The organism is Niallia laureatilytica (genome assembly GCF_046613985.1).
Lineage (GTDB): Bacteria > Bacillota > Bacilli > Bacillales > Cytobacillaceae > Niallia.
On record NZ_JBKKHP010000012.1, the window covers coordinates 139,373 to 160,889 of the forward strand.

Annotated in this window: 19 protein-coding genes; 15 read left to right on the forward strand and 4 right to left on the reverse strand. The window is 38.2% G+C overall.

What is annotated here, in order from left to right; genetic code table 11:
• Window positions 1-3 precede the first annotated feature (3 nt).
• From ACLIJJ_RS22680 to ACLIJJ_RS22725, 10 genes are all read left to right on the forward strand, one after another.
• Entirely contained in the window at window positions 4-930 is a 927-nt protein-coding gene (locus ACLIJJ_RS22680; protein ID WP_233316961.1) for an ABC transporter permease, read from the forward strand.
• A 14-nt stretch (window positions 931-944) separates the two neighbouring features.
• On the forward strand, window positions 945-1,838 hold the full coding sequence (locus ACLIJJ_RS22685) for an ABC transporter permease (protein ID WP_245400082.1): 894 nt from the start codon (window positions 945-947) through the stop codon (window positions 1,836-1,838).
• Window positions 1,838-3,844: an ABC transporter ATP-binding protein gene (locus ACLIJJ_RS22690; protein ID WP_411411747.1), complete on the forward strand. Its 2,007-nt coding sequence runs from the start codon at window positions 1,838-1,840 to the stop codon at window positions 3,842-3,844. The genes ACLIJJ_RS22685 and ACLIJJ_RS22690 overlap by 1 nt, the downstream gene beginning before the upstream one ends.
• Window positions 3,845-3,876: 32 nt before the next feature.
• Window positions 3,877-5,511: an ABC transporter substrate-binding protein gene (locus tag ACLIJJ_RS22695; RefSeq protein WP_411411748.1), complete on the forward strand. Its 1,635-nt coding sequence runs from the start codon at window positions 3,877-3,879 to the stop codon at window positions 5,509-5,511.
• Window positions 5,512-5,543: 32 nt separating this feature from the next.
• Window positions 5,544-6,608: an LLM class flavin-dependent oxidoreductase gene (locus tag ACLIJJ_RS22700; RefSeq protein ID WP_411411749.1), complete on the forward strand. Its 1,065-nt coding sequence runs from the start codon at window positions 5,544-5,546 to the stop codon at window positions 6,606-6,608.
• A gap of 241 nt (window positions 6,609-6,849) precedes the next feature.
• The gene (locus ACLIJJ_RS22705; RefSeq protein WP_233316958.1) at window positions 6,850-7,413 is read left to right on the forward strand and encodes a GNAT family N-acetyltransferase; all 564 of its coding nucleotides are present in this window, start codon (window positions 6,850-6,852) and stop codon (window positions 7,411-7,413) included.
• Window positions 7,414-7,431: 18 nt separating this feature from the next.
• A complete protein-coding gene (locus ACLIJJ_RS22710; RefSeq protein WP_233316957.1) occupies window positions 7,432-8,199 on the forward strand; it encodes an amino acid ABC transporter permease in 768 nt (255 codons plus the stop codon).
• Between the two features lie 25 nt (window positions 8,200-8,224).
• Window positions 8,225-9,058: a transporter substrate-binding domain-containing protein gene (locus ACLIJJ_RS22715; RefSeq protein ID WP_411411750.1), complete on the forward strand. Its 834-nt coding sequence runs from the start codon at window positions 8,225-8,227 to the stop codon at window positions 9,056-9,058.
• A 17-nt stretch (window positions 9,059-9,075) separates the two neighbouring features.
• A complete protein-coding gene (locus ACLIJJ_RS22720) occupies window positions 9,076-9,786 on the forward strand; it encodes an ABC transporter permease subunit (RefSeq protein ID WP_233316955.1) in 711 nt (236 codons plus the stop codon).
• Window positions 9,783-10,523: an amino acid ABC transporter ATP-binding protein gene (locus ACLIJJ_RS22725; RefSeq protein WP_233316954.1), complete on the forward strand. Its 741-nt coding sequence runs from the start codon at window positions 9,783-9,785 to the stop codon at window positions 10,521-10,523. Before ACLIJJ_RS22720 ends, ACLIJJ_RS22725 begins: the two co-directional genes overlap by 4 nt.
• Before the next feature lie 57 nt (window positions 10,524-10,580).
• On the opposite strand, the gene ACLIJJ_RS22730 is transcribed toward ACLIJJ_RS22725, so the two are convergent.
• The gene (locus ACLIJJ_RS22730; protein WP_237943351.1) at window positions 10,581-11,294 is read right to left on the reverse strand and encodes a CPBP family intramembrane glutamic endopeptidase; all 714 of its coding nucleotides are present in this window, start codon (window positions 11,292-11,294) and stop codon (window positions 10,581-10,583) included.
• Between the two features lie 248 nt (window positions 11,295-11,542).
• Here ACLIJJ_RS22730 and ACLIJJ_RS22735 point away from each other — a divergent pair, with 248 nt between their 5' ends.
• From ACLIJJ_RS22735 to ACLIJJ_RS22750, 4 genes are all read left to right on the forward strand, one after another.
• Window positions 11,543-13,129, forward strand: a complete 1,587-nt coding sequence (locus ACLIJJ_RS22735) for a catalase (RefSeq protein WP_233316952.1) — start codon at window positions 11,543-11,545, stop codon at window positions 13,127-13,129.
• A 241-nt stretch (window positions 13,130-13,370) separates the two neighbouring features.
• On the forward strand, window positions 13,371-14,810 hold the full coding sequence (pdxR, locus tag ACLIJJ_RS22740; RefSeq protein WP_233316951.1) for a MocR-like pyridoxine biosynthesis transcription factor PdxR: 1,440 nt from the start codon (window positions 13,371-13,373) through the stop codon (window positions 14,808-14,810).
• 462 nt (window positions 14,811-15,272) lie between these two features.
• Window positions 15,273-16,730 carry a benzaldehyde dehydrogenase gene (gene yfmT / locus ACLIJJ_RS22745; protein WP_251646482.1) on the forward strand — a complete coding sequence of 486 codons (1,458 nt, stop codon included), beginning with the start codon at window positions 15,273-15,275 and terminating at the stop codon, window positions 16,728-16,730.
• 20 nt (window positions 16,731-16,750) lie between these two features.
• Window positions 16,751-17,620: a methyl-accepting chemotaxis protein gene (locus ACLIJJ_RS22750; protein WP_411411751.1), complete on the forward strand. Its 870-nt coding sequence runs from the start codon at window positions 16,751-16,753 to the stop codon at window positions 17,618-17,620.
• 67 nt (window positions 17,621-17,687) lie between these two features.
• Here the strand turns inward: ACLIJJ_RS22750 and ACLIJJ_RS22755 are convergent, their stop codons facing one another.
• Both ACLIJJ_RS22755 and ACLIJJ_RS22760 read right to left on the reverse strand, forming a co-directional pair.
• Window positions 17,688-18,683 carry a hypothetical protein gene (locus ACLIJJ_RS22755; protein WP_411411752.1) on the reverse strand — a complete coding sequence of 332 codons (996 nt, stop codon included), beginning with the start codon at window positions 18,681-18,683 and terminating at the stop codon, window positions 17,688-17,690.
• 52 nt (window positions 18,684-18,735) lie between these two features.
• Window positions 18,736-19,182, reverse strand: a complete 447-nt coding sequence (locus ACLIJJ_RS22760) for a hypothetical protein (protein WP_411411753.1) — start codon at window positions 19,180-19,182, stop codon at window positions 18,736-18,738.
• Between the two features lie 587 nt (window positions 19,183-19,769).
• Here ACLIJJ_RS22760 and ACLIJJ_RS22765 point away from each other — a divergent pair.
• A complete protein-coding gene (locus ACLIJJ_RS22765) occupies window positions 19,770-20,684 on the forward strand; it encodes an ROK family protein (protein WP_233316946.1) in 915 nt (304 codons plus the stop codon).
• A gap of 58 nt (window positions 20,685-20,742) precedes the next feature.
• Here ACLIJJ_RS22765 and ACLIJJ_RS22770 read toward each other — a convergent pair whose 3' ends face one another.
• Window positions 20,743-21,396, reverse strand: coding sequence for an HAD family hydrolase (locus ACLIJJ_RS22770; protein WP_233316945.1), 654 nt, complete (start codon window positions 21,394-21,396; stop codon window positions 20,743-20,745).
• Window positions 21,397-21,517: the final 121 nt, after the last annotated feature.

Below are 21,517 nucleotides of genomic sequence, written 5' to 3' on the forward strand. Positions count from 1 at the left end.
TTTATGGGGAAATTTATCGTTAACAGAATGATTGCTGCTGTTTTTGTCTTGTTAGGATCTTTGTTTTTAGTGTTTATCATTAATTATTCCCTCCCAGGAGATGCAGTCGATCAAATGCTTGAGGGGACAGGTGCCACTCCTGAGATGGCAGCTAATTTACGGAAAGAGCTAGGTCTGGATTTACCTTTCCACACTCAGTTTTTTGAATATTTAAATAATATTTTGCGAGGAGATTTCGGGAACTCCATTGTTAATCATTCACCCGTGTTATCCAAAATTATTACACAGTTTCCCGCTACCATTGCTTTAACTGTTGTTAGTGCGATTCTATCTATCGTGTTCGGCATTACTTTAGGTGTTTTTTCAGCAATCCACCATAACACCGTGATTGATTATGTTGCAAGATTAATCGGACTTTTTGGCATTTCTATGCCAACCTTCTGGTCAGGCATCTTACTAATTCTCATATTCTCCGTGACCTTAGGCTGGTTTCCTTCCATAGGATCTGACGGTTGGATTACATTAGTACTTCCTTCTATCGCACTTGGACTTGTAGGTTCTGGTGCAATCGTCCGTATGGTAAGGAACAGTATGCTTGAGGTGATGACTGAGCAATACATCCTGACATTAAGGTCGAAGGGGTTATCAGAAAAGGTGGTTATGTATAAACACGCTTTAAGGAATGCTCTAATTCCATCGATTACAATTATAGGAATGATGATCGGTGATATGCTGGGCGGGGCGGTAGTGATTGAAACGGTATTTTCCCGTCAAGGCATCGGAAGGCTTGTGGCAGATGCCATTACGGCAAAGGATTTGCCAGTTGTCCAAGGGGTAGTGTTTTTTTCTGCGATTGTTTATATATTAATAAATTTTATTGTGGACATCTTATATTCAGTTATTGATCCTCGTGTCCGAAAATCATTTTAGGAGGTGTGAATCACTTGAAAGAAACGGTATTAGCTGGGCAAATCAAAAAAACGACTGTAGTTAAAAAGAAAAAACGAATTTTCCACCCCGAGCATGTTTTTATCTATGTGGCCGGAAGTATTATTTTTTTCTTATTGGTTTGTGCAGTATTTCCACAGTGGGTAGCACCTTATGCCCCCACAAAAATGTTTACAGATGCAATTATGCAAGCACCTTCGGCCACTCATATTCTCGGTACAGACTACTTTGGCCGGGATGTTTTCAGCTTGATTGTCTTTGGAAGCAGGACATCTCTCATTATCGGTATTTTGTCCGTTATTGTGGCAGCTACTATCGGAATGCTCATCGGGTCTGTAGCTGGATATGCTGGAGGGATGATCGACCTTATTTTCATGAGAATTATTGATATTTTAATGACAATTCCAGGAATGCTGCTGTCTCTTGCCTTTGCCGCAGCATTGGGACCGAGTTTGATGAATATTATTCTCGCCATATCGATCTCGGCAGTGCCTGGCTATGCAAGATTGATGCGGGGACAAATTCTCACATTAAAAAGGAGGAATTTTGTCATTGCTTCAAAATCAATCGGGGTAAGCGATCTTGTCATTTTTTTTCGCCACATTTTGCCTAATGCTTACTCCCCGCTGTTAGTTATGGCGACTAATGGGCTAGGGTCCTCCATTCTTTTGGGAGCAGGGCTAAGCTTTTTAGGATTAGGAATCGTCCAAGAGGTTCCCGACTGGGGAACACTGCTGTCACAAGGCAGAGGCTACTTAGCAGCCGCTTGGTGGATTGCTACATTTCCTGGTATTGCAATCACTTCTTTTGTATTGTCAGCAAATATTATTGGTGACAGTCTCCGTGATTTCCTTGATCCAAAGAAACAGCAGAAAGGAGAAAACGCCTAATGCTCGATATAAATAAGATAAATATAGAATTTAAAACAAAAACAGGGCTCCTTACTGCTGTGTCTGAATTGAACCTGTCTATTAAGGCTGGTGAGTCTGTCTGTTTAGTCGGTGAATCAGGAAGCGGAAAAACAATAACATCAAAGGCCATTATGAGATTGATTGAGTATGAGAATGGCATCATCTCACAAGGAGATATAACCTTTCAAGGTACCAACCTTACTACCAGTGATGAAAAGATGCTCACGTCTATTAGAGGGAAAAAAATCGCGATGATTTTTCAAGAACCTTTGTCTGCTTTTGATCCAGTTTTCACAATTGGCCATCAGATAACGGAAATGATCAGAAAGCATCAAAAAACTTCACAGAAGGCAGCTTGGGAAAAAGGAATAGAACTGCTGAAAAAAGTGGGAATATCAGAGCCAGAGTATCGAATGAAGCAGTATCCGAATGAGTTCTCAGGCGGTATGTTGCAGCGGGCTATGATTGCAATGGCGATATCTTGTGAGCCTGATTTGCTTATAGCGGATGAGCCTACTACAGCATTGGATGTCACTATCCAACAGCAAATTATCGAGTTATTAAAATCATTAAAAGATGAATTTAATATGGGGTTACTGCTGATCACTCATGATTTAGGGATTGCTGCCGAGCTCGCAGACAGAATTGTTGTGATGTATGCAGGAGAAATAGTCGAGAATGCAACTGTTTCGCAGCTATTTCAAACACCGCATCATCCTTATACTAGAGGGCTGCTGAAATCTATGCCGAGCATATCAGCAAGTATTGGCAAGCTGTATTCCATTGAAGGTAGCATACCGAGTTTAAATGACCTGCCAGAAGGCTGCCTTTTTCATCCCCGCTGTCCATTTGCGACGGAAAAATGTAAAAGAGTAAGACCGAATCTTGAAATAGTAAATGACCGTTACTCTGCTTGTTTCTATGCAGAGGAGTTAGTGACAAAATCTGAATGGAGCTTAAGTGATCAACTACAAGAGGAAAAGCTCGCAGAAGACATCATTATGGAAAAGGCTAACGATAACCCGGAAATCTTGTTGGATATTAAGCAAATCAGCAAGCACTATCTGCTTGGAAGTGGTTTGAAATTTACAAAAAAACAAGTCAAGGCAGTAGATGATGTGTCATTCTCCATTAAAAAAGGCGAGACTTTTGGACTTGTTGGAGAATCTGGAAGCGGGAAATCGACGTTAGGAAGGGCCATTTTGCAGCTAGAAAAACTGTCTGGCGGGGAAGTGCTCTATAATGGTAATCCATTATCAGGACTTAACAGCCGAAAAATGGGCAAATATCGGAAAGAAATGCAGATGATTTTCCAAGACCCCAATAGTTCTGTCAATTCTCGTCTAAAAATAGGAGAGATTATTGCAGAGCCATTAAAGTGGCATTTAAAGCTTTCCAAGGAGGAAATACAAGAAACAGTAGAAGAGCTGCTGGAAAAGGTCGGATTAAAGCGCGAATGGACTGCAAGATATCCTCATGAGTTTTCAGGCGGACAGAGGCAAAGAATTGGAATTGCTAGAGCGATTGCCTTAAATCCATCCTTTATTCTCGCAGATGAAGCACTTTCTGCTTTAGATGTTTCCGTACAGGCTCAAATTATTAATTTACTCCAAGATCTTCAGAAGAAAATGGGCTTGACGTATTTGTTTATTGGCCATGATTTAGGTGTTGTCCAGCATATTTCTGACAGAATTGGTGTTATGTATTTAGGAAAGCTTGTGGAGATTGCACCAAGTAAGGAGATTTTCGAAAAGCCAGCCCACCCTTATACAAGGACATTGATTGACTCTATTCCAAATAGGAAGGGCAAGAAAAAGCTTGAAGCAAAAGGAGAGATTCCCTCGCCGGCAAATCCGCCGTCAGGATGCCGGTTCCGTACGAGATGTCCGTTTGCGAATAGGAAATGTGCCATGGAAGAGCCGGTGTTAACGGAAATACAGAAAGATAGATTTACAGCATGCCATTATCCTTTAGCGTTTATTTAAAGTAGATAAAAAGAGATTAGGGGGAGACAAAGATGTTGCAATTAATTGGATTGCGAAAGCCTGTCCTATTTTATATAATGGCAGTTTTGCTGGTGCTGACTGCTTGCGGTAATGCTAACGAAAATACTTCTGCAAGTGAAGATACAGAGCCCAAAGAAGGAGGCGAACTGGTTTATGGCCTGGCAACAGCGCCGGACAGTCTTGACCCTCATACGAGCGGGATGGCTGTATCCACGAGGGTGAATAACAGCATATATGAAAAGCTCGTTTATCAAACAGAAAATAATGAGATAAAACCGTGGCTTGCAACTAGCTGGGAGGTATCGGACGACCAAAAGTCTTTTACATTCAAATTAAGAGACGATGTTACCTTTCATGATGGCAGCAAATTCAATGCAGAAGTAGTTAAGTATAACTTTGACCGCATCGTAAATCCTGAAACGAAAGCTGCTAGTGCATATGCTTTGATTGAGAATTATGAGTCTTCCGAAGTGATAGACGAATATACCATAACCATTCATTTCTCAGAGCCTGCTGCAACCTTCTTAAGTAATTTAAGTCAGCCTAAATTGGCAATTGTTTCAAAAGAAGCTGCTGAAAAGTATGGCTTGTCTCTAGCAACAAATCCAGTTGGCTCTGGGCCATTTAAGTTTGTGAATCTTGATGAGAACAATGAAATTGTCTTGGAAAGATTCGATGATTATAATCGGAAAGCTCCCTATGCTGACCATGAAGGAAAAGCTTATTTAAATAAGCTTACGTACAAAATTATTCCTGAAGAGGCAACGAGAATAGGCAGTGTCCAAAGCAATCAATTAAATGCGGTTGAAACAGTGCCGCCACAAGATCTTAAGTCAATTAAAGCAAATGGAAACTTGCAAATTTATGAAACACAAACAGCAGGGATGCCATATGGTCTGTTTGTAAATCCGGAAAATGAGCCATGGAATGAATTAGAAGCACGATTAGCACTGAAGGAAACGATAGACGTAGATAATATTGTTAACACGCTTTATCTAGGAACATATAAGCGCGCATGGTCTGTCATAACACCAACAATTCTTGGATATGACAAGACCCTCGAAAATACAGCGAAAATTGATATAGAGAAAGCTAATGAACGATTAGAAAGCCTTGGCTGGACGAAGAATAGTGAAGGGATAAGAGAAAAGAACGGTAATCAACTGGTGCTTCGTTTAATAGACAGCAATGTTAACAGAGAGAAGCGCCACGATATTGCTACAATCATTCAGCAGCAATTAAAGGAAATAGGGGTAAAGCTTGAGTTCACTACATCAGCAGACTATTATAATATCACTAAAAATGGCAAGGATTATGATGTAATTGGCAACAGCAGGGTAGCTGGTGATCCTGATGTGCTCCGGCTATTCTTCCATTCTGATAATCTGCCTGAAAATGGCGGTTCAAGCCTCGCTCGACTTCATGACAGTGAAATTGATCAATGGCTGGAGAGTGGTGAGTTGGAGACAGATGCAGCTAAAAGGGCCGACTTATACAAAAAGGTGCAGCAAAAATTGATTGGGCAAGGATACTTTATTCCTATTTATGTCTTCCCATATACTGTAGCAACATCTAATGAAGTTAAAGGTTTAACCTTTGATTCACAAGGCTATCCGCAGTTCAACGATGTTTTCATTAATAAGTAATAAAGAGAAAATTATAAAGATGAGGGATCGCCATGAAATTCATTTTATTTTCACTTATCAGCAATCACGTGAATCCTGTGAGCGGTGAAACATTTACCGATTATCAGAAACTGGAAAATGTTATAAATCAAGCTGTTCTGGCAGAAGAGCAAGGATTTGATGGTTTTGGAGTGGGGGAAAGGCATGGTCCGCCATTCCTTTCCTCCTCTCCAGCAGTTGTACTGTCGACGATTGCGGCAAAAACTACAAAAATACGGTTATTGACTACTGTAACGGTTTTAAGTGTGTTGGACCCTGTCCGGGTTGCAGAGGATTTCGCTACATTGGATCAATTATCAAAAGGACGGCTTGATTTAATTATTGGAAAAGGCAATGACCCGCGGCATTATCCTTTGTTTGGAATAACAGAGGAAGAACAGTGGGAATCACTGTCAGAAAGGTATGATTTATTAAAAAGACTATGGGCGGAGGAGTCTGTTACATGGAACGGAAAGTACCGTGCGCCTTTAGAAAATGTCACAATTGAGCCAAGGCCATACCAAAAGCGAATTCCCATCTGGCATGGAAGTGCATCCAGCACGGCTTCTACTGAATTAGCAGCGAAAAATGGTGATCCTATTTTCTCATCTAATGTTTTTCATCCACTGAAAAAATATAAGCAGCTGATTGATCATTATAAGGAAAGACTGGAGTTCTACGGGCATGATTCTAATAAGGCAGTAATCGGATCTGGAGCAGGCAGCTTATATATTGCCAACACGAAGGAGAAGGCTATAAAGAAATATCGTCCTTATTATGATGCTTTTATGAATACAGATGCTTCCAAGCACAATAATTCACCTTTTAATGATTTAGAGGATTATATTGAAAATGGTCCGTCTTTAGTCGGATCAGCAGAATCTATCATTGAAAAGATTTTACTTTACCACAAAGCTTTCGGTCATCAAGTGCAGGGGTTAAGTGTGGATGGACTTAGCGAAACAGAACAAAAAGAACAAATTCAACGATTTTCTGAAGAAATTCTGCCTGTTTTGCGCAAGGAAATTCCCGATTTTATTTGGAATCAGCCGAAAAAAACAGCTTCTAACTCCCTTTAAACCTAGTATTCTTATGGGATTATATTAATTATTAGTTTTATTGAATTGATGCTTTACTAATACTAATTAGTCAAAGAGTGAAAAAAATATTATAGTATACATATCCAATCAGATTACATGGATATAAAAGCAAGTAAGGAAGGAGCGAAGAGCTTAGGTAGGTAAATGCAACTTGACTTTCAATAACTAGAAAAAAGTATCAACATCTTTATTGAAAAAATATACAGAATGGAGAATTTGTATGAGTGAAGATATCTTTCGAATTGCAACAAAAGAAGATGCCCCAGCATTTCTAGAATTATTGTCCAGTGCATTCAAGTCGGTTGGAGAATTAGGCATCAACTGGCCTTCCACAAGAGCCACGCTTGAAATGGTTACGGAAAATATCGTTAATTCCACAGCTGTCGTCATGGAACGGGACGGCAGACTTATCTCAACAATTACAATCCGCTTTCCTTGGGAAAGTAAAACTCCTGTATCAGGCTACCCGTTTGTTTGGTGGTTTGCGACAGCACCCGATTTAAGCGGACAAGGAATAGGCAATAAATTATTGGACTATGTAGAAAACACTCTGCTGCGTGACACATTTAAGGCTCCTGCCTTTACCCTTGGTACATCCGGCAAAAAGCATCCTTGGCTATTGGAAATGTACAAACGGAAAGGCTACAAGGAATATTTCCAGCATGAAAACGATGGAGACATCGGAGTACTGATGTATAAAGTGTTAATACCAGAACGCTTTGATAAGAGTATTCTCGGAACTCCGCCGTTTGTGGACGCTAAAGCTGAAAAGACTTCTGTATAACAAGAAAGGAGGCAACCTATGGGAGAGTTTTTTAAATGGGAATACGTAGTTTCCCTCTTCCCTAAAGTGTTAAGTGCTCTTCCGACAACCTTATTGATTGTATTGATTGCCACACTGATTGGAGCTGCTGTAGGCTTACTAATTGCGTATCTGCGTATAGAAAAGGTGCCTGTACTCAATCAACTTTGTATCCTATATATTTCCTTCGTAAGAGGAACACCGATATTAGTGCAAATGTTTATCGTTTTCTATGGTCTACCAAGCTTGCTTGGGGCCATGGGAATTGATCTTTCTCAATGGGATAAAATCTATTTTATTTATATAACTTACGGATTAAATACGGCAGCATTCTTTTCTGAAATTTTCCGTTCTGCCATATTGAGTGTGCCTGCATCACAATATGAAGCAGCTGCCTCGATTGGATTGACGAAAGGACAGACATATCGAAGAGTGCTTATACCGCAGGCGAGCAAGATTGCGATGCCAAGTCTCGGTGCCTCCATCATTAATCTTTTGCAGGACACTTCTCTTGCCTTTTCTTTAGGGATATTAGATGTAATGGGCAAGGTGCAGACTTTAGGAGCTTTATACTACCGAGTTATGGAAGGTTATTTCATTGCTGCCGTTATTTTTGTCGTATTGAGCATTGGATTAGAGCAATTATTTGGTGTTCTCGAGAAGAAATATCGTTACCCGAAACGAAGCAAAAAAAGCATCAGAACACCTATTTTGACTAATGGCAAAAAGCTGCTTTTGATGCCGAATGGAAAAAACAAAGTGAATTAAATATTAAGGGAAAGTGGGAAAAGTCATGAGAATACTGCCGAAATTTAAATCGTGGAAGGTTATTGGTATTACAGCTGCATTAGGATTGGTGCTGGCAGGGTGCGGAAATGGAGATAATGCAGAAAGTGCCAGCGCAGACAACAATGATTCTGATGCGAAAGAGATAATCGTCGGAACTGGCAATGCGTATCAGCCATTTGTTTATTTGGATGAGAACGGGAAGCTGACAGGATATGAAAAAGCAGTGCTCGATGCAGTCGATGAAAAACTTACGCAGTATAAATTTAAATACGAGTCATTTGAATTTAAAAATATTCTGCCTGCACTTGATGCAAATAAAGTAGATTTGGCAGCACATCAGTACGAAGTGAATGAGGAAAGACAAGCAAAATACTTATATGGAAAAGTAGGTTACACGGATTACACAAGCTATATCGTAGTAGATGCTAATTCAGGTAGCAATTTTAATACATTAGATGATTTGGCAGGTAAGAAAGTTTATACATCAACAGGAAGCAACCACGCGTATATTTTGGAGCAGTACAATGAAGAGCATGACAACAAAATAGATATAGTATATGGCAGCGGTGCTAATGAGGTGCTTGTAAAGGATCTACAAACTGGAACAATTGACGCAACATTGCTGACTAAGTTTGATGTAAACAAATTAAATGAGCAATTTAAAGCCGATTTAAAAACATCAGGTGAGCCTGCCTATGTTTCCAAAACATATTATCTATACAGCAAGGATGATACAAAGCTGCAAGAAGATATAGATGGAGCTCTGCAAGAGTTAATTGAGGAAGGCAAACTTTCTGAGATTTCACAAGAAGTTTTAGGAGGAGATTTTACTAAGTAAGAAAGGAGGGAAATGATATGGATTTTGATTTCCCATTTATGTTTAAGGCTTTGGCTGCGGCACTGCAATATTTGCCAACAACCTTGCTGCTAGGATTTTTGCCTTTGATATTAGGTTCAGTGTTTGGTCTTGTCATTGCGCTTGTACGATTTTATGAAATCTCGGTCCTTTCCACTTTCTTTAAGTGGTTTGTGACCATCTTTAAAGCGATTCCTGTCATTCTTATTTTATTAGTTACTTATATTATCAGTTCCGATATGTTGGATCAGCTGGCAAAGTCTTGGTCATGGGATATCAGCTTCAAAAATATTGACAGAAGATGGGTAGCAATTTTTGCTTTAACATTATACGCCACTAGCGGTTTGTCTGAAATCTTTAGAGGATCACTGTCTGCCATCCCAAAAGGACAGTTTGATGCTGCATATTCAATAGGACTATCTGGGACACAAGTAATTAGGAGAGTAGTAATTCCGCAAGTATTTCCGATTGCCTTTCCTATGATAAACAGTACGCTAATTTCCTTGATCAAGGCATCCTCTTTAGTATCGATGGTTTCAGTTGTTGATATATTGAATGGTGCGCTAATTGAGGCAAACGTCAATTATCGCTTCCTAGAAGCTTATGTGGCTGCATCCTTAATTTACTGGCCCGTTTGTGCCGCACTAGAGGGAATATCATCCGGCTATGAACGTTATTTCAGCCGCAGCAAAAGGAGAGGCTTCGCATGATAGAAATTAAAAAAATCTCCAAAAAGTTCGGGAAAAATGAAATTCTTAAAGGAATTGATCTGCAAATAAAAAAGGGTGAGGTTGTCGTCATACTAGGCCCAAGTGGTTCAGGTAAAACAACTTTCTTGAGATGCCTGAATTTTCTGGAAAGGGCAGATTCCGGCGAGCTGACAATAAGTGATAAAAGGGTCCATTTCAAGAAGGCAAGTTCTAAAGATATATTGGAGCTCAGACGAAAGACAGCGATGGTCTTTCAGCAATATGACTTATTCCTCCATAAAACAGCGATAGAAAACATTATGGAAGGACTAGTGATAGCTAGGAAGGTGTCAAAGGATAAAGCGTATCAAACTGGATTAGAACTGCTGGAAAAGGTCGGCTTAAAGGATAAGGAGGATTTTTATCCCCACCAGCTGTCAGGCGGTCAGCAGCAGCGTGTCGGTATTGCGAGGGCACTTGCTTTGAATCCAGAGGTCATTCTATTCGATGAACCTACCTCCGCCCTTGATCCAGAATTAGTCGGAGAAACACTAGATGTCATAAAAAAGGTTGCCGAAAGTGGTGTCACAATGGTTATTGTCACACATGAAATGAGCTTTGCATATGACATTGCCGACAGAATCGTTTTTATGGAAGATGGTGTCATTGTTGAGCAAGGCACCCCAAAGGAAGTTTTTGAACAAACAAAGGAAGAACGAACAAAACAATTCCTTGCTAGGTTTTCCTATGAAAGATAACTGTAAACATCCCAATTGTGTAAGCAGCTAATCAATTGGGATGTTTTTTATTTATTGCTATCGAACAATAAGTACTAATAAGTAGGATATAAAGTTATTAAAACCATGCGCAATGATGGAAGTTTCTAAACGATTTGTCTTTATATAGACTAAGCCTAAGAAAAATCCTAACCCGCTGTACAATATCATCCCAGGCAAAGAGAAACCGGCAAGCATATGCATACCGCCAAATAATATGGAGCTAAACAATAATCCTAAATATTTATGCTTGGTGAAAATATGTCCAATGATAACTTTGCGGAAGAAAAATTCCTCAATAATTGGCGCAAGTATCGTTACTTGAATAACAGTAATGAAGCTTGTACGAATCATTTGCTCTACCGCTTGCTGGTTTTGCGGAGCTTCCTCCATATTCAGACCGAACAACAAAGAGATAATGACAACTACAATCGCAGTTGCTATTTTTCCTCCGAAAAAAACATAAACAGCATATAACAGATCTTTACCTTTTACAATTGGTTTTTTCCACTGGAATAATGACGTTTTTACATAGAGAAAAACGATAAATCCTAATATGAAAAATAGAATGAGAAGGTTAAGAACAACGCTCAGCATTGGACTGCTGATTTGATAATCCCCAAAAGCTACCTCCTTCGTTGTTCCTACTCCAACTAAGTAAAAAAGTAATTTAATCCCTATCGGAAAAATTGTCATCATCAATAAGTATGTAATAAAAATCCATATGTATTTATTTTTGATGAGTGTTTTCAAAAGCATGTCTCCTTAAAACAATAATAAAACAATTATACTAGATTTATTTTCCAGTTCATAGCAAAAGGGTGGTTATTGGTGAATGTAATCAAGCTAATGTAAGAAATGTTAAGGTTAAAGGAAAATACCTGAGGCTTTTTTATATTTATTCTTAAATAAGGATTATTTTAATAAAAACGGGGTAATAGTTTCATAGGATAAAATTGGACAATATTGTCCAAATAGTAATGAGAAAGGGATGAAGAAGGTTGAGAAACGAACAGTCAAAGAATGAAAATAAACGAGAAAACGAAGATACATTAACGAATAGACAGGGACATCCTGTAACGAATAACCAGAATATTCGGACTGTCGGCAACAGAGGTCCCGCAACGTTAGAGAATTATAATTTCATTGAAAAAATTAGTCATTTTGACAGGGAGCGTGTTCCAGAGCGTGTTGTACATGCCCGTGGTGCAGGTGCTCACGGTTATTTCGAGGCATATGGCACAGCTGGGGATGAACATATCTCCAAATATACACGTGCTAAGCTTTTCCAAGAAAAAGGCAAGCGTACTCCTGTCTTTGTTCGTTTTTCATCTGTCATACATGGAGGGCATTCACCGGAAACGCTTCGTGATCCAAGAGGGTTTGCTGTGAAATTCTATACAGAAGACGGAAACTGGGATCTTGTCGGAAATAACTTGAAGATATTCTTTATTCGTGATGCAATGAAGTTTCCTGATATGATACATGCCTTTAAGCCAGACCCAGTCACGAACATTCAAAGTCCAGAGCGGTTCTTCGATTTTTGTGCAAGCTCACCGGAAACATTCCATATGGTGACTTTCGTTTATTCTCCTTGGGGAATTCCCGCAAACTACCGCATGATGCAGGGATCAGGTGTCAATACATATAAATGGGTGAACAGCGAAGGAGAATCGGTTCTGGTGAAATACCATTGGGAACCAAAGCAAGGAATTAAGAATCTTACTCAAAAGGAAGCCAATGAAATTCAGGCTACTAATTTCAATCATGCCACTCAAGACTTATACAATGCCATCGAACAAGGGGATTACCCAGAGTGGGAGCTGTTTGTTCAATTTATGAGCGATGAAGAACATCCTGAGCTAGACTTTGACCCGCTTGATGATACGAAGCTGTGGCCGAAAGATGAGTTCCCTTGGATTCCAGTAGGTAAGATGGTTCTTAACAAAAATCCAGAAGACTATTTTGCAGAAGTAGAGCAGGCAGCATTTGGTACAGGTGTCCTTGTGGACGGCTTAGAGTTCTCAGATGATAAAATGCTTCAAGGACGAACATTCTCTTATTCTGATACACAGCGCCACCGTGTAGGAGCAAATTATCTTCAGCTCCCAATCAATGCACCGAAGAAGAGAGTTGCTACTAATCAAAGCGGCGGTCAAATGCAGTATCATGTGGACCGAAAGGACAAGCATATTAACTATGAACCTTCTATTCTCGGCGGCTTGAAGGAAGCAGAGCCTTCTGGCAAGGATTATAGTCCAAGAGTTGAGGGTAATCTTGTCCGCGAATCTATTGACCGAAACGACAATACAAAACAAGCAGGTCAAACGTACAGGGAATTTGAACAATGGGAAAAGGATGAATTAATCTCCAATCTTGTCGGAGACTTGTCTCAATGTGATCAAAGAATTCAAGATGCAATGATTGCACTTGCTGAAGAGGCAGACGAGGAATACGGGCACCGTTTGCGAGAAGGATTGGCTAATGCTGCAAGCGATAAGCCTAGCAGTCATCCATTAGGAAACAAGGAAAGTGATAAAGCACCAGAGCAAGCGGTTGAAAAGGGGCATGATGCAGATCCTTATTAATTGATATACACGTAAAGAACACCCTTTAGGTAGAGAGCAGCATAAACTCTCATTAACGAGAGATGCTGCATTTCTCCCTGAAGGGTTTTTTATTTGTGATTAACCATGATAACGTGCCAAAGTTATAAAAGTGATATTTAAAAGGAGTAAACGGATAGTATATAATATTAATTCTAGGCAAATTAAGAGAAGAATAAATGATAGTGAATGAAAAATAATTAATTACTGGAGATTCAAAAAAATGGATTGGAAACCAGATAAAAGTAAAGGAAAAGCCGTTTATAAGCAGATTGCAGAGCATATAGAACAAGGGATACAGAATGGATTGTTTCCGATTGATAAACCATTGCCATCCGAACGTAAGCTTGCAGAGGCTTATAAGGTCAACCGCAGTACAATTGTTGCAGCCTATTCAGAGCTGGAAGCAAATGGTCTAGTCGAAAGAAAGCGAGGGAGCGGGACGATTGTCAGCAAGGATATATGGGGGCTGACAAAAAGGCGAATCCCAAGCTGGAATAAATATATAGAAAGAGGTTCTTTTCAGGCTAATATGCCTGTTGCTCAGCGGATAAGACATATATCTGAGGAGTCTAGTCTTGTGAATTTTGCCAGCGGTGAGCTTTCAAATGAACTTATGCCGGAGGATTATGTCAAAAAAATAATCAATTCCCAAAGTTTTACTGGCCACTTAGGATACGATCATCCACAAGGGAATATTGAGCTTCGTAAAACGATCAGTGATCATGTAAAACGCGATAAGGGGATAGTAACTACCCCCGATTCCATTCTAGTTACTTCAGGAGCCCAACAGGCTATTCATCTAATTATTGAATGTCTTTTGAAACCAGGGGATGCTGTAGTTATTGAAAATCCGTCTTATCACTACAGTTTACCGATTTTTAAGTCAGCAGGGCTAAAGGTATTTCATTTGGATGTAAGCAAAAAAGGTATTAATCCAGAGGAGCTTATTGATTTGCACAAAAAGCATCAAATAAAAATGATATTTTTGAATCCTATCTTCCAGAATCCTACAGGGATGATTTTGCCTGCTGCTAAACGGAAAAGAATATTAGATATTTCCTCAGAATTCGGCATCCCCATTGTCGAGGATGATCCATATAGTCTCCTTAACTATACAGAGGAAGATACAAATACATTAAAGTCATTAGATGAAAATGGGAATGTCCTGTATATAAGCTCCTTAACTAAAATTGCTGCTTCTGGTTTCAGAATTGGCTGGGTAATCGGACCAACTCCCGTTATAGAGAGACTTGCAGATGCAAAACAGCAGTTTGATTTCGGGCATTCTGTCTTCTCCCAATGGATTGGCACTGAATTCTTACGTTCTGATTACTTTACAGAGCATATTGAGGCTTTAAAAAGCAAATTGGAGCAAAAACGGGATATTATGATAGATAGTATCGCAGAAATTCTGGGAGAGCAAGTTGACTACTATTTTCCCCACGGAGGTATCCATTTATGGTGCAGATTAACTGGCGGAATGGACGAAATTCGCTTGTTAGAACAATCGATTGAAGAGGGGGTTATATTCACACCCGGCTCTATCTTAGGCACGAAATCTGGCTATATGCGGTTAACATACGGTAAAGTAGACGATCAAGAAATCCCGGTCGGTATAAACAGGCTTGCTAAGGCATTAAGAAAAATAACCAGCACCTAAACATAGAATTAATATATGACAAATAAAATTTTAGCCGATTAATCATCCATTAATCGGCTTATTTGTGTGGAAAACAGTATTAATGAGTATGATTACCATTATCGATTAGGTATTTAGAACTATTAAGATCGATTTATTTATGACGAAATAATTATTAAAGAATAATATACCAACAATGTTGTTATTTAGTAATTATGGTAAATGTGCTTTACAGCTTTTACGAGAAATTATAGCTTAGGAGGATACAATAACAACAGTATGCTAGAAAAAGCTTTTACCGATTTTCTAGTATTATGGTAGCACTTTCTTTTATGCAGTATCTTCTTGAAACAAATTAGCACTGCTTATACATTTTGCTTATCGATTGATAAATAAAGTTAGTGCTTAGTTTTTTTATTAGAGGAATGCAGGAGCATGTATCTGCAAGCAAATCTTTTACACAATTAAAGGAGGATATTCAATATGTTAAGTTTTGAATCATTAGGAAAGCAGTTTATAAACGGTGAGTGGCGAGATGGTAATAGCGGCAAAGCGATGGAAAACATTAATCCTTATAATGATGAGATTTTAACAAGCTTTATTATCGCAGACAAATCCGATGTGGATCTGGCATACCGTGCAGCAGAGAAGGCAAAGGAAGAATGGGATAAGGTAAATCCTTATAAGAAGCGGGATATCCTCGAGAAAGCAGTATCTTACATAGAAGCACATGAAGAAGAAATTACAGACCTAATCATCGACGAACTTGGTGGCACAAAACTTAAAGCAGCGTTTGAAATTGGTTTAGTAAAAAATATGATAAAGGAAGCTGCAACTTTCCCATTGCGTATGGAAGGTAAAATCTTGCCTTCTGTAGAGGATGGGAAAGAAAACAGATTATATAGAATTCCAGCAGGTGTAGTAGGGGTAATTAGTCCATTTAATTTTCCTTTCTTCTTATCAGTTAAATCAGTAGCACCTGCTTTAGGAGCGGGAAATGGTGTTGTCTTAAAGCCACATGAACATTCGCCAGTAACAGGCGGAACACTTATTGGCAAAATTTTTGAAGAAGCAGGAGTTCCGAAAGGGCTATTAAATGTAGTAGTCACAGATATTAAAGAAATTGGAGATACATTTGTAGAACACCCAATTCCTCGGATCATTTCATTTACTGGTTCAACTAAAGTCGGAAGCTATATTGGCCAATTAGCTGTGAAAAACTTTAAAAAGCCATTACTTGAACTTGGCGGCAATAGCGCGTTTATTGTGATGGAAGATGCTGATTTAGAATATGCAGTTAATGCTGCAACTTTTAGTCGATTTACCCATCAAGGACAAATTTGCATGTCTGCAAATCGTATTCTAGTGCATGAATCCATTTATTCCACATTTATTGACAAATATGTTCAAAAGGCAGCGTCTTTGAAAACAGGGGATCCTAGAGACCCAGAGACAGTAATTGGACCTGTAATCAATGACAGACAGGCACAAGTATTAGCAGACATTATTGAAACTGCGATAAAAGAAGGTGCAAATCCATTGTTAAGAGGAAAAATTAAAGGGAGATTAGTAGAGCCTACTATACTTGAAGTAAAAGATCCAGAATCTAAACTAACCCAAGAAGAATTGTTTGGCCCGTTAGTTTGTGTCATACCTTTCAGCACGGATGAAGAAGCCATCACTATTGCTAACAATACACCTTTCGGATTGAGCGGTGCTATTCACACAGCTAATGTGGAAAGAGGAGTAGAAATTTCTAAGAAAATCCATACTGGTATGATTCATGTAAATGACGTAACGATTAACGATGAACCAATCGTAGCCTTTGGCGGTGAAAAACAATCAGGGCTTGGCCGCTTAAACGGTGAGTGGAGTTTAGAGGAGTTTACGACATTAAAATGGATTTCCGTTAATTACGGACAAAGGTTATTCCCTTATTAATGACAGAAAGAGGTGGAGAAATGATAGATGTAAAAGAGGAAAATAAAGGTGCTGTAACTTCTGAATTGCTGGAGGCTTTTATTAAAGTAGCACCTTATTTAAATAATTTAGTCCAAGACGATATCACTATCGGAATTTATGATACGGAAAAATTATTAATGAATGTGCCTGGTAAGAGTTTTTCTTTGAATGTAACTCCTGGCGATCCATTAGCGGAAGGTGACATCATTACAGAGGCAGTGAGACGTAATGAAGCCAAAGCGGCGATGGTACCGAAAGAATTATTTGGTTTTCCATTGATAGCAAGAGCCATCCCTTTACATGACGAGAATGGAAGAGTAATAGGGGGAGTCGGTTTAGGGACAAGTCTAGAGAAGGCAAACCAGCTTTATGAAATGGCTGAAAGTTTTTCGGCTATTGTGGAAGAGACAGCAGCACCCATCGAGGAAATCAGTACATCTGTCTCCCAGCTTTCTGAACAAGTAACAGAAGTTTCCTCTCAAATAAGCCAAGTAAGCAACAGTGCTGAGGAAATTGGAAACATATCGACTGTAGTAAAAGGAATATCAGACCAGAGCAACCTGTTAGGCCTAAATGCTGCAATTGAAGCAGCCAGAGCCGGAGACTCTGGTAAAGGCTTCTCAGTTGTAGCAAATGAAATTAGGAAACTGGCCACTAATTCTAAAGATAATGTTGGTCAAATTAACGATATTACAAAAACCATTCAGAACTTAATTAAAGACCTGGGAAATGCGTTTAATAATATTAATAAATTAACAGATACGCAGGCTGGTTCCATTCAAGAATTCTCTGCAACCATGCAAGAAATGAGCAAAACCGCTCAAGAGCTGGCAGAATTAGCTGAGAAATCGATACAGACAAATAACTAGAAGCAAAAAAAGAATTCACTGGTATGTGCAGTGAATTCTTTTTTTATATCAATTGGTTTGTTCATTGCTATTCAACCTCTATCGTAAAACGATAACCGGTTTCTATAGAAGAATAATACTCATCATTTTTATGTTTATATGGATCTGGGACAATAACTGCGGAATATTCATATAACCCCTCTTTATCCGGAGCTGTAATAAAAAATGTGCCGTAATCAATAAAATTAGGATCATTTTTTATAAATAAATAAGGAGCACCATTCATCTCTATTTGTTTCCAATCTAACATACTTATAATTAAATAATCCTTTGCCTCTGGATATTTTCCAGCGTTATAAGCTAGTTTAATTTTTTCACCCTTTTTGGCTTTTAGGTTGTATGGCGGATATAATATTTCTTTAAAATTATTAAAATTTTCATTTACCATTAATCCTTGATATTCAGCTTTTATCTTTTTTTCAGGAGAAGTATACTCCTTATTAGAGTTAAACGATTGATTGCTTTTATTAAAAGTAATCTCATAGTCTAGGGTCATTCCATATTCATTTGTCATGGCTTCAATTGTACTTGCATTTTTTTCAGGAGATGCATAGACAGCCACTAATAGCTTATGTGAATGCTTATCTGCAGTTATATTTGAGGCTAGCTCAATTGGAAACCTAATTGATTTACCTGTCTCCAAATGAAAGGGGTATGAGCTCTGATAATTTTTATTATCAATTTTAAAATCGACTTCTTGGTAATCATATAATACTTTTAAAATATAGTTACCAGTATTTCCTCGATTGTCAAAGTGAACTTCTAATTTATCTTGCGGGCTATCCATTACAATGGTTCCATATACTTGGCTTTCTTGTTCTATGACTAGACTGTTTAATTCTAGTGAATAACCTGCGCCTAGGTCTAAGCTATCTTGAGGTACATTAGAAATCTTTATATTGCCTGTTTCTTCTCTTCGTTCTGAATTTTTAGACAAATTTAAATGTATAATTAAAAAAATCACTACAATTAAAAGTAATAAAGCTAAAAAAAATGTTTTTTTTCTAAATAGAAAATTAATCAACGACATCTCCTTCCGTTAAATAAAGCTACAGAAATGTCTGTGGCTTTTAATTTTAGAATTTTAAAGTTGTGTTAGCTGTTTCTAACGATGATGTTTTCTTTTTCTTTAATTGATGATATCCGTGGAAAGTAGCTTTTTCTGTAGAGGCTACTAGTTTTGAAGTACTCACCTTACTAGTATTATTTAAACTATGCCATCCGGTTGAACTTGTAGAAGTACCATTATTGTTACTATTAACTTTAGCCTTTAAAAAATAAGCTGTACCGCTATTAACAGTTGTTGAAGCAGAAGCACGAGGTTTAAGTCCTAATGGATTGGAACCAGTTAAAGTTCCCTTACCTGAAGAAACAGCTCTTGCTGAAGCACTGTTGCTAATACTAGACTCGTCCTCTAAGGTGATTGCTGGTCCTTCAACATCCTCATTTTTTATATCAGTAGCACTTACTGAACTTGCTAATAATCCAAAGGCGATAACAAAAGAAATTACAAACTTTGACATTGTTTAATCCACACTAATTTTGTAAATATTTTGATGTTACAAAACAATCATATATTAATCTGAACATGTCTAAAATAAACTTGTGTAATCGTTCACAATATGGACGAACAAGTTTGAATATTTGTTGAAGGTTTGTTTTTCTTAAAGGGTTTTAGAGCAAATTTCCTGAATTAACGAAATAACTTACTATAAAAATCAAAAACTTACATCAAAATTTGGATATTTGTATATTTTGTTCTTAATTTAGACAAAAACATTTTTTATATAAAGGGAGAATAGGAAAATTACCTCAAAAAACAAAAATAAATTATAAGTTGCTTTAATTTAGGATAAGTTTTCTTTGGCTTAGTCCTTATCTTTTCACAACAAAAGGTGTTTTTTATGATAAATATATAGCTTTTGAATAGGGGAATTAGGTTATAAGTGTTCGCACTTTTAGTATGAGTCCTAGCTTTAGGGAAGGAATGAGTAATAGTAAAATGCCTATTCATTAAAAAAGGAAAAATCCATTTCTATGGCGAAATATAATAGTACTTCAACTATTCTGATAAACTAAAAATTATTAAAAAAGACTAGGAGAATTATACATGTATTTCGTACTAGATATCGGTGGAACATTTGTTAAATATGCGTTGATGGATACTGCAGGAAATATTTCTTCTAAAGGGAAAAAACCAATGCCTCGTACGAATTTGGCTGATTTTGAAGAGGTGTTGTTCAGTATCTTGGATAATCATGATTTATCTGCAGTAAAAGGAATTGCTGTCAGCTGTCCAGGGACAGTGGATGTAGAGACTGGCACGATTTATCATGGTGGATCTTTCCCGTTTCTTCATGAAGTGAATCTAGCGAAAAGAATTGGGGATAGATATGGAAAGGATGTTACCATTGAAAATGATGGTAAATGTGCGGCATTAGCTGAACTATGGCTTGGCAGCATTAATGGTGCTAAGGATGCAGTTGTCTTAGTGCTTGGCAGCGGTGTAGGCGGAGGTATAGTTATTGACGGCAAGCTGCATCGAGGGGTTAATCTCTCAGCAGGTGAAATGAGCTTTGTAATGGATAAAATCAACATGGAAACAAGAAAAGCCCAATATTTTGGCTCTGATTGTTCGGCAGTGCAAATGGTGCGCCGTATTGGTGAAGCAAAGAATTTGGACGATCCAACGGACGGTGAAGCGGTATTTGAATACATCATCAACCAAGATGAAGAAGCGAATGCTATTTTTGATGGATTTTGTATTTATCTTGCTTCTCAAATATTAAACTTGCAATATATATTAGATCCGGAAATCTTTGCGATTGGCGGCGGTATCAGCGCACAGCCAATACTTATTGAAAGAACAAAATGGGCATTAGAGGAAATAAAAAAACAGAACCCGCTCCATATGGCAAATCCTAACATTACAGTCTGTAAGTTTCAAAACGATGCTAATCTTTATGGTGCACTTTATCACTTTTTTGTTAATAGAGAAAAGGAAATAGTGATTAAAGAAATTTAACTGGTATGGAAAAAGAGGAATAGCCTCCTGTATGGGGGTATTCCTCTTTTGCTCTCTATTACTTATACTTACTAACCAATTCACTAAGCGGCATTGCCAGCATGGAATCAAAGCGGTAATCCACTTCACAGAACTGCATGGCATTTGTTACTTCGTTTGGGAATATGACAATATTCAAGCCTGCTGTTTTTGCAGCTTGCGCTCCGTGTGCTGAATCTTCAAATGCGATACATTCTTTCGGCTCCAATCCCAGGCAGCGGGCTGCTTCTATGTAAAGTGCTGGATCTGGTTTTACTTTTTCTACATCATCAGAGGTTTTGATACAGTCAAAGTAATCAAATAGACCTAATCTTTTTAAATGACTTGAAACCCACTCATAATTGGAGCTGGATGCAAGGCCGATTTTTAAGCCTGCTGATTTGGCTGTTTCCAGATAATCTCTTACTCCTGGTCGCTCCTGTTCTGATGCCAGCTTTTTCAAAAAGTTCTCTTTGAAGGTACTTTCTATTACCGCTAAGTCCAGTTTTTTCTTAGCTTGCTCTTCCAGGTATACGTATGGGGAAAAATCGGTGTGTGTGCCTATTTCCTTTTGCCATAATTCTAATGGCAATTCACAGCTGTGTTCTGCAAACAGCTCTTGCAATAAATGATACTGATGTGTTTCTGTGTCAAAAATAAGCCCGTCAAAGTCGAAGATGATACCTTTTATCATATGTTCCTCCTTAGATACACTTTTGTTAACATTAACATGAGGGTATGTAGGGGTTCAATACGTACCCTTACACTTCATAATATTAACATAATCTAAATAAACATAAAAAAACCCCACACAA

Excerpts from the sequence above, each read along its gene's own strand:
- ACLIJJ_RS22765 (WP_233316946.1), top strand. The coding sequence starts at position 19,770 with ATGTATTTCGTACTAGATATCGGTGGAACATTTGTTAAATATGCGTTG.
- pdxR (WP_233316951.1), top strand. The coding sequence starts at position 13,371 with ATGGATTGGAAACCAGATAAAAGTAAAGGAAAAGCCGTTTATAAGCAG.
- yfmT (WP_251646482.1), top strand. The coding sequence starts at position 15,273 with ATGTTAAGTTTTGAATCATTAGGAAAGCAGTTTATAAACGGTGAGTGG.
- ACLIJJ_RS22695 (WP_411411748.1), top strand. The coding sequence starts at position 3,877 with ATGTTGCAATTAATTGGATTGCGAAAGCCTGTCCTATTTTATATAATG.
- ACLIJJ_RS22750 (WP_411411751.1), top strand. The coding sequence starts at position 16,751 with ATGATAGATGTAAAAGAGGAAAATAAAGGTGCTGTAACTTCTGAATTG.
- ACLIJJ_RS22715 (WP_411411750.1), top strand. The coding sequence starts at position 8,225 with ATGAGAATACTGCCGAAATTTAAATCGTGGAAGGTTATTGGTATTACA.
- ACLIJJ_RS22770 (WP_233316945.1), bottom strand. The coding sequence starts at position 21,396 with ATGATAAAAGGTATCATCTTCGACTTTGACGGGCTTATTTTTGACACA.
- ACLIJJ_RS22690 (WP_411411747.1), top strand. The coding sequence starts at position 1,838 with ATGCTCGATATAAATAAGATAAATATAGAATTTAAAACAAAAACAGGG.
- ACLIJJ_RS22725 (WP_233316954.1), top strand. The coding sequence starts at position 9,783 with ATGATAGAAATTAAAAAAATCTCCAAAAAGTTCGGGAAAAATGAAATT.
- ACLIJJ_RS22760 (WP_411411753.1), bottom strand. The coding sequence starts at position 19,182 with ATGTCAAAGTTTGTAATTTCTTTTGTTATCGCCTTTGGATTATTAGCA.
- ACLIJJ_RS22700 (WP_411411749.1), top strand. The coding sequence starts at position 5,544 with ATGAAATTCATTTTATTTTCACTTATCAGCAATCACGTGAATCCTGTG.
- ACLIJJ_RS22720 (WP_233316955.1), top strand. The coding sequence starts at position 9,076 with ATGGATTTTGATTTCCCATTTATGTTTAAGGCTTTGGCTGCGGCACTG.
- ACLIJJ_RS22710 (WP_233316957.1), top strand. The coding sequence starts at position 7,432 with ATGGGAGAGTTTTTTAAATGGGAATACGTAGTTTCCCTCTTCCCTAAA.
- ACLIJJ_RS22680 (WP_233316961.1), top strand. The coding sequence starts at position 4 with ATGGGGAAATTTATCGTTAACAGAATGATTGCTGCTGTTTTTGTCTTG.
- ACLIJJ_RS22705 (WP_233316958.1), top strand. The coding sequence starts at position 6,850 with ATGAGTGAAGATATCTTTCGAATTGCAACAAAAGAAGATGCCCCAGCA.